Source organism: Klebsiella oxytoca (assembly GCF_009707385.1).
Classification (GTDB): domain Bacteria; phylum Pseudomonadota; class Gammaproteobacteria; order Enterobacterales; family Enterobacteriaceae; genus Klebsiella; species Klebsiella oxytoca_C.
In genome coordinates this window covers 4,679,334-4,692,250 of record NZ_CP046115.1, presented here as the reverse complement: position 1 = coordinate 4,692,250, position 12,917 = coordinate 4,679,334, and the positions used below count along the sequence as shown (strand labels likewise).

9 protein-coding genes and 1 pseudogene are annotated in these 12,917 nt (G+C 55.8%); 6 read left to right on the top strand and 4 right to left on the bottom strand.

Features of this window, described 5'->3' with window-relative positions; translation table 11 throughout:
• Nucleotides 1-22 precede the first annotated feature (22 nt).
• The 5 genes and pseudogenes from GJ746_RS21840 to GJ746_RS21820 form a co-directional block, all read left to right on the top strand.
• On the top strand, nt 23-430 hold the full coding sequence (locus GJ746_RS21840) for a YgiW/YdeI family stress tolerance OB fold protein (RefSeq protein ID WP_154682072.1): 408 nt from the start codon (nt 23-25) through the stop codon (nt 428-430).
• Nucleotides 431-580: 150 nt separating this feature from the next.
• A complete protein-coding gene (gene parC / locus GJ746_RS21835; RefSeq protein WP_154682071.1) occupies nt 581-2,839 on the top strand; it encodes a DNA topoisomerase IV subunit A in 2,259 nt (752 codons plus the stop codon).
• A gap of 149 nt (nt 2,840-2,988) precedes the next feature.
• Nucleotides 2,989-3,726, top strand: a complete 738-nt coding sequence (plsC, locus tag GJ746_RS21830; RefSeq protein ID WP_154682070.1) for a 1-acylglycerol-3-phosphate O-acyltransferase — start codon at nt 2,989-2,991, stop codon at nt 3,724-3,726.
• 84 nt (nt 3,727-3,810) lie between these two features.
• Nucleotides 3,811-5,223 carry a cell division protein FtsP gene (ftsP, locus tag GJ746_RS21825; RefSeq protein WP_154682069.1) on the top strand — a complete coding sequence of 471 codons (1,413 nt, stop codon included), beginning with the start codon at nt 3,811-3,813 and terminating at the stop codon, nt 5,221-5,223.
• A gap of 50 nt (nt 5,224-5,273) precedes the next feature.
• A pseudogene (locus GJ746_RS21820) lies at nt 5,274-7,502 on the top strand (YgiQ family radical SAM protein); the annotation flags it as partial.
• A gap of 121 nt (nt 7,503-7,623) precedes the next feature.
• Here the strand turns inward: GJ746_RS21820 and dkgA are convergent.
• Together dkgA and yqhD are read right to left on the bottom strand one after the other, a co-directional pair.
• Nucleotides 7,624-8,451, bottom strand: a complete 828-nt coding sequence (dkgA, locus tag GJ746_RS21815; protein ID WP_154682067.1) for a 2,5-didehydrogluconate reductase DkgA — start codon at nt 8,449-8,451, stop codon at nt 7,624-7,626.
• A 132-nt stretch (nt 8,452-8,583) separates the two neighbouring features.
• The gene (yqhD, locus tag GJ746_RS21810; RefSeq protein WP_154682066.1) at nt 8,584-9,747 is read right to left on the bottom strand and encodes an alcohol dehydrogenase; all 1,164 of its coding nucleotides are present in this window, start codon (nt 9,745-9,747) and stop codon (nt 8,584-8,586) included.
• Nucleotides 9,748-9,942: 195 nt separating this feature from the next.
• On the opposite strand from yqhD, the gene GJ746_RS21805 reads away from it, so the two are divergent.
• The gene (locus GJ746_RS21805) at nt 9,943-10,842 is read left to right on the top strand and encodes an AraC family transcriptional regulator (protein ID WP_154682065.1); all 900 of its coding nucleotides are present in this window, start codon (nt 9,943-9,945) and stop codon (nt 10,840-10,842) included.
• A 44-nt stretch (nt 10,843-10,886) separates the two neighbouring features.
• Here the strand turns inward: GJ746_RS21805 and yghB are convergent, their stop codons facing one another.
• The gene (gene yghB / locus GJ746_RS21800; protein WP_154682064.1) at nt 10,887-11,546 is read right to left on the bottom strand and encodes a DedA family general envelope maintenance protein YghB; all 660 of its coding nucleotides are present in this window, start codon (nt 11,544-11,546) and stop codon (nt 10,887-10,889) included.
• Between the two features lie 131 nt (nt 11,547-11,677).
• The gene (metC, locus tag GJ746_RS21795) at nt 11,678-12,865 is read right to left on the bottom strand and encodes a cystathionine beta-lyase (RefSeq protein WP_154682063.1); all 1,188 of its coding nucleotides are present in this window, start codon (nt 12,863-12,865) and stop codon (nt 11,678-11,680) included.
• Nucleotides 12,866-12,917: the final 52 nt, after the last annotated feature.

Here is a 12,917-nt window from a genome sequence, read left to right as displayed (position 1 = left end):
AAACACAAAGGGAGAACACATCATGAAGAAAATCGCCGCAATGACCGCTATCATCGCCTTAGTTTCTATGCCGGTCCTGGCCGCCGAGCAGGGCGGATTTTCCGGCCCAGGCTCCACGCAAACCAGCCAGACGACCACGCAAAACGGCGGGTTTATTGGCCCTAACGGTAGCGTAACAACGGTTGCGAATGCGAAAACCCTGCGTGACGATACCTGGGTGACCCTGCGTGGTAAAATCGTGGAGCGGATTTCCGACGATCTCTACAAATTCCAGGACAGCTCCGGCATCGTGAACGTGGATATCGATCACAAGCGCTGGAACGGCGTGACCGTAACCCCGCAGGATACGGTAGAGATTCAGGGGGAGGTCGATAAAGACTGGAACTCAGTGGAAATCGACGTAAAACAGATTCGTAAAATCACCCCCTAATTTGCGATTCACCTTCAGCCATAACTGAAGGATGCTCACGGAATTCCTCAACCGGCCTAACGCCCTGTGACTCAGGGCGTTAGATAGGTTATTATCGCCGGTAGTTTTGCCGTCCGAACGGCCGGTACGCAGATTGAGGATTCACGATTAATGAGCGATATGGCAGAGCGCCTTGCGCTGCATGAATTTACGGAAAACGCTTACCTGAACTACTCCATGTACGTCATCATGGACAGGGCGCTGCCGTTTATTGGCGATGGCCTGAAGCCGGTCCAGCGTCGCATCGTCTATGCGATGTCGGAACTGGGGCTGAACGCCAGCGCGAAGTTCAAAAAGTCCGCCCGTACCGTCGGCGACGTGTTGGGGAAATATCATCCGCACGGCGACAGCGCGTGCTATGAAGCGATGGTACTGATGGCCCAGCCATTCTCCTACCGCTATCCGCTGGTCGATGGCCAGGGGAACTGGGGGGCGCCTGACGATCCTAAATCTTTCGCCGCGATGCGTTATACCGAATCCCGTTTGTCGAAGTATGCGGAGCTGCTGCTGAGCGAACTGGGACAAGGCACCGTGGACTGGGTACCAAACTTCGATGGCACCATGCAGGAGCCGAAGATGCTGCCTGCCCGCCTGCCGAATATTCTGCTCAACGGCACCACCGGTATTGCCGTCGGGATGGCGACGGATATTCCGCCGCACAACCTGCGCGAAGTGGCCCGGGCGGCTATCACCCTGATCGAGAAACCACAAACGTCGCTGGACGATCTGCTGGATATCGTCCAGGGGCCGGATTACCCGACCGAAGCGGAAATTATCACTCCCCGCGCCGAGATCCGTAAAATCTACCAGAATGGCCGCGGCTCGGTGCGTATGCGCGCGGTATGGACGAAAGAAGACGGCGCGGTGGTGATTAGCGCGTTGCCGCATCAGGTTTCCGGCGCTCGCGTACTGGAGCAGATCGCCGCCCAGATGCGCAATAAAAAGCTGCCGATGGTTGATGACCTGCGCGACGAGTCGGATCACGAGAACCCGACCCGCCTGGTGATCGTCCCGCGCTCTAACCGCGTCGATATGGAACAGGTGATGAACCACCTGTTCGCGACGACCGATCTGGAAAAGAGCTATCGAATCAACCTGAATATGATCGGGCTCGATAATCGTCCGGCGGTTAAAAACCTGCTCGAAATCCTCACTGAATGGCTGACTTTCCGCCGCGATACCGTGCGTCGCCGTCTTAACTATCGTCTGGAAAAAGTCCTTAAGCGTCTGCATATTCTTGAAGGCCTGCTGGTGGCGTTCCTGAATATCGATGAAGTTATTGAAATCATTCGCCATGAAGATGAGCCTAAACCGGCTCTGATGTCGCGTTTTGGCATCAGTGAAACCCAGGCGGAAGCGATTCTGGAGTTAAAACTGCGCCATCTCGCCAGACTGGAAGAGATGAAGATTCGCGGTGAACAGGACGAGCTGGAAAAAGAACGTGACCATCTGCAGGCTATCCTGGCCTCTGAACGCAAGATGAATAACCTGCTGAAGAAAGAGCTGCAGGCCGATGCCGATGCTTTTGGCGACGACCGCCGTTCGCCGCTGCGCGAGCGCGAAGAAGCGAAAGCGATGAGCGAGCACGATATGCTGCCGTCCGAGCCGGTTACCATCGTTCTTTCACAGAGCGGCTGGGTGCGTAGCGCCAAAGGCCATGATATCGACGCGCCGGGGCTGAACTATAAAGCAGGCGATAGTTTTAAAGCGGCGGTCAAAGGGAAGAGCAATCAGCCGGTGGTCTTTATTGACACCACCGGGCGCAGCTATGCGATAGACCCGATTACTCTGCCGTCCGCGCGCGGACAGGGCGAACCGCTTACCGGTAAGCTGACGCTGCCGCCGGGCGCGACGGTTGAACATATGCTGATGGAAGCAGACGATCAAAAACTGCTGCTGGCCTCCGACGCGGGCTACGGATTTATTTGTACTTTCAACGATCTGGTCGCGCGCAACCGCGCCGGTAAGACGCTGATCAGTCTTCCGGATAACGCACACGTGATGCCGCCGCTGGTGATTGAGGACGAGTCAGATATGCTGCTGGCCATTACCGCCGCCGGGCGTATGCTGATGTTCCCGGTTAGCGATCTGCCGCAGCTATCGAAAGGGAAAGGCAATAAGATTATCAATATTCCATCGGCGGAAGCGGCTTCTGGCCAGGATGGCCTGGCGCATCTGTTTGTCCTGCCTCCGCAAAGTACGCTGACCATTCATGTCGGCAAGCGGAAAATCAAACTACGCCCGGAAGAGCTGCAAAAAGTTACCGGAGAGCGCGGTCGCCGCGGTTCTCTGATGCGCGGCTTGCAGAAAATTGACCGGGTAGAGATTGATTCGCCGCGTCGCGCCTCTGCGGGCGACAGCGAAGAGTAAGATGGACCTCCCTCGCTGTCAGGCGGGGGAGGTTAATATTCACCGCAAAAACGTTGTTTATTCAGGCATTGCGATTAACAAAGACAACGCGCATGCAACTTGAAGTATGACGGGTATAATTCTAAGCGGTTTGGGTTTTAGAGGTAGCTATGCTATTTATTTTTCGAGTAATTATCGTTGTCATCTACTGTATTCTGGTCTGCATCTTCGGCTGTATCTATTGTCTGTTCAGTCCACGTAATCCTAAGCACGTCGCCACCTTCGGACACCTTTTTGGCAAACTGGCGCCGGTGTTCGGCCTGAAAGTCGAGCTGCGTAAGCCTGCGGATGCGGAAAACTACGGCAACGCTATCTACATTGCTAACCACCAGAATAACTATGATATGGTGACGGCCTCGAACATCGTCCAGCCGCCCACCGTTACCGTGGGTAAAAAGAGCCTTGCGTGGATCCCCTTTTTTGGCCAGCTCTACTGGTTGACGGGTAACCTGCTGATTGACCGCAACAATCGGGCAAAAGCGCACGGCACCATCGCAGAAGTCGTAAACGCGTTTAATAAGCGCAAAATCTCTTTTTGGATGTTTCCGGAAGGAACCCGCAGCCGGGGCCGCGGTTTGCTGCCTTTCAAAACCGGTGCTTTTCATGCGGCAATTGCGGCTGGCGTACCAATTATTCCGGTGTGCGTGTCTAATACATCGAATAAAATTAATCTTAATCGCCTGAACAACGGTCTGGTGATTGTAGAAATGCTGCCGCCGGTAGACACCAGCCAGTACGGGAAAGAGGGCGTTCGTGCGCTGGCGACGCACTGTCGCGAGCTGATGTCCGCTAAAATTGCCGAGCTGGACAAAGAAGTTGCCGAGCGCGAAGCGGCCGAAAAGAAATAACACAGGAAGCGCCGCGAACAGCGCGCGTATTGCTGGCGGGAAACGAATTCCCTTGTTGATTAGTCAGTATCTCATGGAGTTAATATGTCACTCAGTCGGCGTCAGTTCATTAAGGCTTCAGGCGTAGCGCTATGCGCGGGCGCCGCGCCGCTGAAGGTTCAGGCCGCTGGCCAGCAGCCTGCGCTGCCAATCCCTCCTCTGCTGGAGTCCCGTCGTGGGCAGCCGCTGTTTTTGACCCTACAGCGTGCGCACTGGTCGTTTACGCAGGGAACCCGCGCATCGGTATGGGGGATTAACGGCCGCTATATGGGGCCAACCATTCGCGTCTGGAACGGCGACGACGTGAAGCTCATCTACAGCAACCGCCTGGCCGAAAACGTTGCGATGACTATCCGTGGTCTGCAGGTTCCCGGTCCGCTGATTGGCGGCGCGGCGCGGATGATGTCCGCCAACGCCGACTGGGCGCCGGTGCTGCCTATCCGTCAAAGCGCGGCGACATTATGGTATCAGGCCAACACGCCCAACCGTATGGCGAAACAGGTATATAACGGCCTTGCCGGAATGTGGCTGGTGGAAGACGAGATCAGCAAGAATCTACCGATCCCCAACCACTACGGTGTGGATGATTTCCCGGTGATTATTCAGGACAAACGTCTGGATAACTTCGGTACGCCTGAATACAGCGAGCCCGGTAGCGGCGGCTTTGTTGGCGATACGCTGCTGGTGAACGGCGTTCAGGGGCCTTTTGTTGAAGTCTCGCGCGGCTGGGTACGCCTGCGCTTGCTTAACGCTTCAAACTCCCGCCGCTATCAGCTGCAGATGAGCGACGGTCGATTGCTGCACGTGATCTCCGGCGATCAGGGGCTGCTTCCGGCACCGGTTTCGCTAAAGCAGCTGTCGCTGGCGCCGGGCGAGCGGCGAGAAATTCTGGTCGATATGACCAACGGCGACGAGGTGTCGATAACCTGCGGGGAAGCGGCAAGCATAGTCGATCGTATTCGCGGCTTCTTCGAACCGTCGAGCATCCTGATCTCTACGCTTGTTCTGACTTTGCGTCCGACGGGCCTGCTGCCGCTGGTGACCGACAGCCTGCCGGTGCGCCTGTTGCCAACGGAGATTCTGGCCGGCGCGCCGATTCGCAGCCGGGATATTACCCTCGGTGACGACCCTGGGATTAACGGCCAGCTGTGGGATCCGCAGCGCATCGATATTACGGCGCAGCAGGGAACCTGGGAGCGCTGGACGGTACGCGCCGACCGGCCGCAGTCGTTCCATATTGAAGGCGTCATGTTCCAGGTGCGCAACGTTAACGGCTCTGCGCCGTTCCCGGAAGATCGCGGCTGGAAGGATACCGTATGGATCGATGGGCAGGTTGAACTTTTGGTCTATTATAACCAGCCCTCCTGGCCGCACTTCCCGTTCCAGTACCTGAGCCAGACGCTGGAGCTTGCCGATCGTGGTTCAATCGGCCAGATTCTGGTAAACCCGGCACCGTAATTTCTGCCGTCCCGGCCCAATAGCGGCCGGGTTCAGAAAAAACCTCCTTCATTTCTTCCCGCGTTCCGGCTTATAATCGCCGCCCTTTTTGATTATTTTTTTATCATTTCCCCGGAAGCAATATGAGCGCAATATCCCTGATCCAACCGGATCGTGACCTTTTCTCCTGGCCGCAGTACTGGGCCGCCTGTTTTGGCCCCGCGCCGTTCCTGCCGATGTCGCGAGAAGAGATGGACCAACTTGGCTGGGATAGCTGCGACATTATTCTGGTTACCGGCGACGCTTATGTCGATCACCCGAGCTTTGGTATGGCGATTTGCGGACGCATGCTGGAATCCCAGGGCTTCCGCGTGGGCATTATTTCCCAGCCGGACTGGAACAACAAAGATGACTTTATGCGTCTGGGCAAACCGAACCTGTTCTTCGGCGTAACCGCCGGCAACATGGACTCAATGATCAACCGATATACAGCCGATCGCAAGCTACGTCATGACGATGCCTACACCGCGGGCAACGTGGCCGGCAAACGCCCGGATCGCGCGACGCTGGTTTATACCCAACGCTGTAAAGAAGCGTGGAAAGATGTCCCGGTGATCCTCGGGGGTATCGAAGCCAGCCTGCGCCGTACCGCGCATTATGATTACTGGTCGGATACCGTACGTCGTTCGGTTCTGGTGGATTCGAAAGCAGATATGCTGATGTTTGGCAACGGCGAGCGTCCGCTGGTGGAAGTGGCGCACCGTCTGGCCGCCGGTGAGCATATCGGGGAAATTCGCGATGTGCGCAACACCGCCATCATGGTGAAAGAAGCGCTGCCGGGCTGGAGCGGAGTGGATTCCACGCGTCTGGATACGCCGGGCAAAATCGACCCGATTCCGCACCCGTATGGCGAAGATCTACCGTGCGCCGATAACAAAACCGTCGTCCCGCCAAAGCAGGAAGCGAAGCGCGTCACCGTGCAGCCGCCGCGTCCAAAGCCGTGGGAAAAAACCTATGTTCTGTTACCTTCCTTTGAGAAAGTTAAAGGCGACAAGGTTCTCTACGCGCATGCTTCGCGCATTCTGCACCACGAAACCAACCCCGGCTGCGCCCGCGCGCTGATGCAGAAGCACGGCGAGCGTTATATCTGGATTAACCCGCCAGCTATTCCGCTTTCCACCGAAGAGATGGACAGCGTGTTTGCTCTGCCTTATAAGCGCGTCCCGCATCCGTCATACGGCGATGCCCGCATTCCGGCGTATGAGATGATTCGTTTCTCCATCAATATTATGCGCGGCTGTTTTGGCGGCTGTTCGTTCTGCTCTATTACCGAGCATGAGGGACGCATTATTCAGAGCCGCTCTGAAGATTCGATCATTAATGAAATCGAAGCTATTCGCGATACGGTTCCCGGCTTCACCGGAATTATCTCCGATCTTGGCGGCCCAACGGCCAACATGTATATGCTGCGCTGCAAGTCGCCGCGCGCCGAGCAGACCTGCCGTCGACTGTCATGCGTCTATCCGGATATCTGCCCGCATATGGACACGAACCATGAGCCGACGATTAACCTCTACCGCCGCGCCCGCGATCTTAAAGGCATCAAAAAGATTCTGATCGCTTCCGGCGTACGCTATGACATTGCCGTGGAAGACCCGCGCTACATTAAGGAGCTGGCTACTCACCACGTTGGCGGTTATCTGAAGATTGCCCCGGAGCATACGGAAGAGGGGCCGCTGTCGAAGATGATGAAGCCGGGAATGGGCAGCTACGACCGCTTCAAGCAGCTTTTCGATACCTATTCGAAGCAGGCGGGGAAAGAGCAGTACCTGATCCCATACTTTATTTCCGCTCATCCAGGGACGCGTGATGAAGATATGGTGAATCTGGCGCTGTGGCTCAAGCGGCATCGTTTCCGTCTGGATCAGGTGCAGAACTTCTATCCATCGCCGCTGGCGAACTCGACCACTATGTATTACACCGGCAAGAACCCGCTGGGTAAGATTGGCTATAAGAGTGAGGATGTGGTGGTACCGAAGGGCGATAAACAGCGTCGCCTGCATAAGGCATTACTGCGCTATCACGATCCGGCTAACTGGCCGCTGATCCGCCAGGCGCTGGAAACGATGGGCAAAAAGCACCTGATTGGTTCGCGCCGCGACTGCCTGGTACCGGCGCCGACGCTGGATGAAATGCGTGAAGCCCGCCGCCAGAACCGCAATACCCGACCGGCGTTGACCAAGCATACGCCAATTGTGCATCAGCGATCGAACGGTGGGGCGACGGCGAAGAAGCCCGCAAAACGCGGCAAGTCCGCCAGTTGATAAGTCTGCGGTATTGCCCGGCGGCGCTAGCGTCTGCCGGGCTTACAAAACATCTCCAGGCCGGATAAGCGCCAGCGCTATCCGGCTTTTTTACGGTTTAGCCGCCAAACTGATCCGGGTCTGGCCCCAGGCGTTTGTTCTGGTCCAGTTTAGTGATTTCACTTAATTCATCTTTATCAAGACGGAAGTCCCAGACGTTGAAGTTCTCGGCAATACGCGACGGCGTGACCGATTTCGGGATCACTACCAGGCCGCTATCGAGGTGCCAGCGAATGACGATCTGCGCCGGCGTTTTACCGTATTTATCCGCCAGCTGGTGGATAATTTTCTGATCGAATACGCCTTCGCCGCCCTGAGCCAGCGGACTCCAGGACTCGGTCTGGATTTTGTGCGTCGCATTCCAGGCATGAAGCTGGCGCTGCTGGAGCAGAGGATGAAGCTCAATCTGGTTAATTACCGGAGCGACGCCGGTTTCATCGATGATTTTCTGCAGGTGTGGGACCTGGAAGTTACATACGCCGATGCTTTTTGCCAGCCCCTGTTGCTGTAGCTCGATCAAACTTTTCCATGCGTCAACGTAGTGGTTTGATGCCGGAACCGGCCAGTGAATGAGATATAAATCGACATAGTCGAGTTTCAGCTTTTTAAGGCTTTCCTGCAGCGCTTCATGGGGATGCTTTTGATCGTCATTCCATAGTTTCGTGGTGATGAATAGCTCATCGCGGGCGACGCCTGCGCTACTTAACGCGTTGCCAACGCCGGTTTCATTCTGGTAAATGGCGGCGGTGTCAAACGAGCGATAACCGACTTCCAGCGCCTTATGAATGGCGGAGACGACTTCCTCGTTGCCTGCTTTCCACACGCCGAGTCCCAGCTGCGGCATCAGGTTGCCGTCGTGTAGTTTAATAACGGTTGGATGTGTCATGCCTTCCTCCTGTTAATGAACTCAGCGGCATTTATTCCGCTGAGGGGTAGCATTAAGTCTGGACGAAATAGCTAAAAACGGTAGTTAAACTCCTCTCCTTTGCATGAGTTTACGCGGCGGAGAGGGCGTTGATTAGCGTGCAGCCTCGTAAATACGGCGGCTGACGTCCAGCGTAATATCCTGGTTTTCACCTAATTGGGTCATACCGTGTTCTTCCAGTTTCGCCAGCAGCGCCGGGATGGAGCTACCATCCAGACCGTAGGCGGAAAGGCGAGTCGGAACGCCCATCTGTTCGAAGAAATTACGCGTTGCAGCGATGGCGGCATCAATACGCTGCTCTTCGGAACCTTCGGTGATGTTCCAGACGCGAGCGGCGTACTGCAGCAGTTTGGCGCGTTTAGTATCGCGCTTTTCATTCCACAGGGCCGGCAGGACGATAGCCAGCGTTTGGGCATGATCGAGCCCGTGCATGGCGGTCAGCTCGTGGCCCAGCATATGGGTCGCCCAGTCCTGCGGTACGCCTGCGCCAATCAGGCCGTTCAGCGCCTGGGTAGCCGCCCACATAATGTTGGCGCGCACGTCGTAGTTTTCCGGCTCTTTTAGCGCTTTTGGACCCTCTTCCACCAGCGTCAGCAGAATGCCTTCGGCGAAACGGTCCTGGATTTTGCCGTCGACCGGATAAGTGACGTACTGCTCAACGGTATGGACAAACGCGTCAACAACGCCGTTAGCAACCTGACGCGGCGGTAGAGTGTAGGTGTAAACCGGATCAAGGATGGCGAATACCGGTTGTACATAAGGAGACATAAACGCGCGTTTGTCACCGGTGGTTTTACGGGAAATCACTGCGCCTTTGTTGGATTCGGAGCCGGTTGCAGGCAGGGTCAGCACGGATCCCATCGGGATGGCGCTGGTAATTTTACTGCCGTAGGTTTCGAGGATTTCCCACGGATCGACATCAGCCGCATAGTGCGCCGCTGCGGCAATAAATTTGGTGCCGTCGAGAACGGAACCGCCGCCGACCGCCAGCAGGAAAGTGATCTTTTCATCACGCGCGATTTTCACCGCGTTCATCAGCGTTTCGTAGGATGGGTTTGGCTCGATGCCGCCAAATTCCAGAACGTCAACGCCGTTTAGCGCGCTCAGAACCTGATCAAGCACGCCGGTTTTCTTCACGCTACCGCCGCCGTAGGTGACCAGCACGCGTGCATCCGCCGGGATTTGATCGCGCAGATTTTCAATCGCGCCTTTACCGAACAGAATGCGGGTTGGGGTATGTAGGTCGAAATTATTCATGGCTGGTGTCCTCAAATGGATAAACCGTCAGCAGAGACGATAACTCTGCCAGATGACGAATATTGTGTTCCCGCAGACCTTCCCTCTCAATGCACATTTCTGCCGATGTCTTGCCCATTTCTCTTTAAAGCTGGAGAAATCTTCCTGAAGTGCGCACAATGCAGAGGTAAAAAAACGTTCGGAGAAGCACGATAAATGAGCCGCGCTGAGATATGTCAGCTATTAACAGATAAGGTTAGGAAGCTGATAAATAAAGAAGAAATGCTTAGGGGACTGCTGCCGGATATACGTCTTTTGTATGGTACGCAGCCGGGGACGCGCACGCCGGTCATGTATCAGCCGGGAATCATTTTTCTCTTTTCCGGGCATAAAATTGGCTATATTAACGAGCGTACCTTTCGCTATGACACAAATAAATATCTGCTGCTGACGGTTCCGCTGCCGTTTGAATGCGAAACCTTTGCCACCCCGGAAGTGCCGCTGGCGGGCATTCGTCTTAATGTCGATATTCTGCAGCTGCAAGAGCTGCTGATGGATATCGGGGAAGATGAGCAGTTTCAGCCTTCTATCGCATCCAGTGGGATCAACTCAGCGGTGCTCTCCGAAGAGATTCTCTGCGCGGCTGAGCGCCTGCTGGACGTAATGGAACGCCCGCTGGACGCGCGCATTCTGGGCAAACAGATTATTCGCGAAATCCTCTACCACGTTCTGACCGGCCCGTGTGGAGGAGCTCTACTGGCGCTGGTAAGCCGCCAGACCCACTTCAGCCTGATTAGCCGCGTGCTGAAGCGTATCGAAAGCCAGTACACTGAAAACCTCAGCATCGATCAGCTGGCGGCTGAGGCCAATATGAGCGTCTCGGCGTTCCATCATAACTTTAAATCGGTCACCAGCACCTCGCCGCTGCAGTACCTCAAAACCTACCGCCTGCATAAAGCGCGTATGCTGATGATCCACGATGGCATGAAGGCCAGTGCGGCGGCGATGCAGGTAGGGTATGAAAGCGCGTCGCAGTTCAGCCGCGAGTTCAAGCGCTACTTCGGTATGACGCCGGGAGAAGACGCGGCGCGCATCAGGACGATTCAGGGGATGTGATAAACGGTTGCAGAGCGGCGCATCTGCGCCGTTCTGGCTAACGATCAGGCGTTACAGTATTTCTTTTTAATCACCACGATAACCGTACCGAGCAGCCCGGCAATCAGCAGCGCGATGGGCAGAATCATCAGGCAGGTCATGACCTGATCTTCATGGCGCTTTACGAAAGGGATCATGCTCAGGGCATAGCCGAGGCCGGTAACTACCCCCACCCACAGCAGCGCGCTCAGCCAGTTGAAGAACTGGAAACGGCGATTTGGCAGCCCGGAAATACCCGCCATGGTAGGCAGAAGGGTGCGTACAAACGCGAGGAAACGCCCGGCGAGCAGGGCCAGCAGACCATGTTTGTCAAACATGCAGGTTGCCCGCTGGTGGTACTTGTACGGCAGGTGCCCAAGCCAGCGCTTTACGGTGACGGTATTACCCAGCCAGCGCCCCTGAATATAGCTCAGCCAGCAGCCGAGGCTGGCCGCAGCGGTTAAAATGGCTAACGTGGGTACAAAGTCCATCACGCCTTTGGCGATGAGCGCCCCGGCGAGCAGCAGCAGGCTATCGCCCGGTAAAAACGAGGCGGGCAGCAGACCGTTTTCCAGAAACAGGGTTGCGAACATGACCAGATATACAACGCCCACAACGTGGGGGTTTGCCAACGCGGCAAAATCATGCTGCCACAGAGCGGCGACAATTTCTTGAATGACAACCATGGACTTTCCTAAGTGGTACCGTGTTTTTATGTAGTGTACTCCTGAAGAGCCCCGGGCACCTTGATCCCGGGCGCAACTAAAGCGGCCGTTTTTCGAAAAAACGTCCGCTATTGTTGCCACTGACTGTCACTTTACACGATACGCGCGAAGCCCGCCGCTAAATCATCCAGCAGATCGGTAACATTTTCTAAGCCAATATGAACGCGAATCAGGGTACCGCTGAAATCGACTTCGGCATCAGGACGGATAGCGGCAATATGTTCCGGCTGGTTGGCTAAAATAAGCGATTCAAAGCCGCCCCAGGAGTAGGCCATGCTGAATAAGCTGAAGTGGTCGAGGTAGGCGGATAGCTCGTCGTCGGTCAGGCGTTTATTCAGCACAAAAGAGAACAGGCCGCTGCTGCCGGTGAAGTCGCGCTTCCAGAACTCATGGCCTTTGCTGCCGGGCAGAGCGGGGTGATTAACGCGCGCAACCTGCGGGTGCTGCGCCAGCCATTCGGCAATCTGCAGGCTGCTTTCATGGTGCTGACGCAGGCGGACGGCCAGGGTGCGCAGGCCGCGGCTGGTCATATAGGCGGTATCGGCATCCACCATTTGTCCCATCAGATAGGCATTTTCACGCAGCTGAGCCCAGCAGCGCTCATTGGATACCGCGGTGCCAACCATCGCGTCGGAATGACCAATCAGGTATTTGGTTCCCGCCTGAATGGAGATATCGATACCGAAATCAAGCGCTTTAAACAGCACGCCTGCGGCCCAGGTGTTGTCGATCATGATGATAGCTTCCGGCGCGATGCTGCGTACCGCCGCGACTATCGCCGGAACATCGTGGACTTCCATAGTGATGGAGCCGGGAGATTCGAGGAACACCACGCGGGTATTTGGCTGCACCAGACGGGCGATATCGCTGCCGATCAGCGGATCGAACCAACCGGTGGTGACGCCGAGTTTAGCGAGAATTTTAGTGCAGAAATCCTGGGTAGGTTCGTAGGCGGTGTTGGTGACCAGAATATGATCGCCCTGCTCGACAAACGCCAGAATAGTATTAGCGACCGCCGCTGCGCCGCAGGGGAAAAGAGCGCAGCCAGCGCCACCCTCCAGCTCGCACATCGCTTCCTGGAGAGAGAAGTGGGTGAGGGTACCGCGACGACCGTAGAACAGCTCGCCTTTGGCCCGGTTGCGGGTGGCGTGTTTTTTTGCTTCTACGGTGTCGAAAACCAGCGATGAGGCGCGCTGAATGACGCTGTTTACCGAGCCCTGAGTGTATTTTTTGCTGCGCCCGGCGTGAACCAGCGCAGTATCAAGATGTTTATCAGCCATGTTCAGATAACCTGTTTTTATACGTCTGGACGTCTAAACTAACATGAATCCC